This window comes from Pseudomonas sp. NPDC087639 (assembly GCF_044743385.1).
In the GTDB taxonomy this organism is placed as follows: domain Bacteria; phylum Pseudomonadota; class Gammaproteobacteria; order Pseudomonadales; family Pseudomonadaceae; genus Aquipseudomonas.
This window is the reverse complement of the sequence record NZ_JBIUWI010000180.1, coordinates 1-924: the sequence shown is the minus strand read 5'-3', so window position 1 is coordinate 924 and position 924 is coordinate 1. Positions and strand designations below refer to the sequence as shown.

General features: G+C 58.9%; 1 protein-coding gene. It reads left to right on the top strand.

What is annotated here, in order from left to right:
* Positions 1–924, top strand: a 924-nt coding sequence (locus ACIOVB_RS27695; protein ID WP_401272296.1) for an NADH-quinone oxidoreductase subunit M, incomplete at both ends; no start/stop codon positions are given.

The following is a 924-nucleotide window of genomic DNA, read 5'->3' as shown; positions in this document are numbered from 1 at the left end:
GATCTACGCAGCGACAAAGTTCTTCATCTTCACTCAGGCTTCCGGCCTGATCATGCTGGTGGCGATCCTCGGTCTGGTGCTGGTCAACTTCAACAACACTGGCGTGATTACCTTCAACTACGCCGACCTGTTGAAAACCAAGATGTCGATGACCACCGAGTACATTCTGATGCTCGGCTTCTTCATCGCCTTCGCGGTCAAGCTGCCCGTCGTACCGTTCCACTCCTGGTTGCCTGACGCTCACGCCCAGGCGCCGACCGCTGGTTCCGTCGACCTCGCCGGTATCCTGCTGAAAACCGCTGCCTACGGCCTGCTGCGTTTCGCCCTGCCGCTGTTCCCGAACGCTTCGGCCGAGTTTGCGCCGATTGCCATGACCCTCGGTCTGATCGGGATCTTCTACGGTGCGTTCCTGGCGTTCGCACAAACCGATATCAAGCGTCTGATCGCCTTCTCGTCCGTTTCCCACATGGGCTTCGTACTGATCGGCATCTACTCCGGTAGCCAACTGGCGCTGCAAGGTGCCGTGATCCAGATGCTCGCGCACGGTGTGTCGGCAGCAGCACTGTTTATCCTCAGCGGTCAGTTGTACGAGCGTCTGCACACTCGTGACATGCGTGAGATGGGCGGTCTGTGGTCGCGTATCGCTTACCTGCCGGCGATCAGCCTGTTCTTCGCAGCCGCTTCGCTGGGCTTGCCAGGCACCGGTAACTTCGTCGGCGAGTTCCTGATCCTGATCGGTTCGTTCGCCAGTTGGCCTTGGATCACCGCGATTGCCACCTCCGGTCTGGTGTTCGGTTCGGTCTACTCGCTGATCATGATCCACCGTGCGTATTTCGGTCCGTCCAAATCGGATTCGATCCTGCACGGCATGGACGCTCGCGAACTGATCATGGTGCTAGGCCTTGCGGTGCTGCTGATTTACCT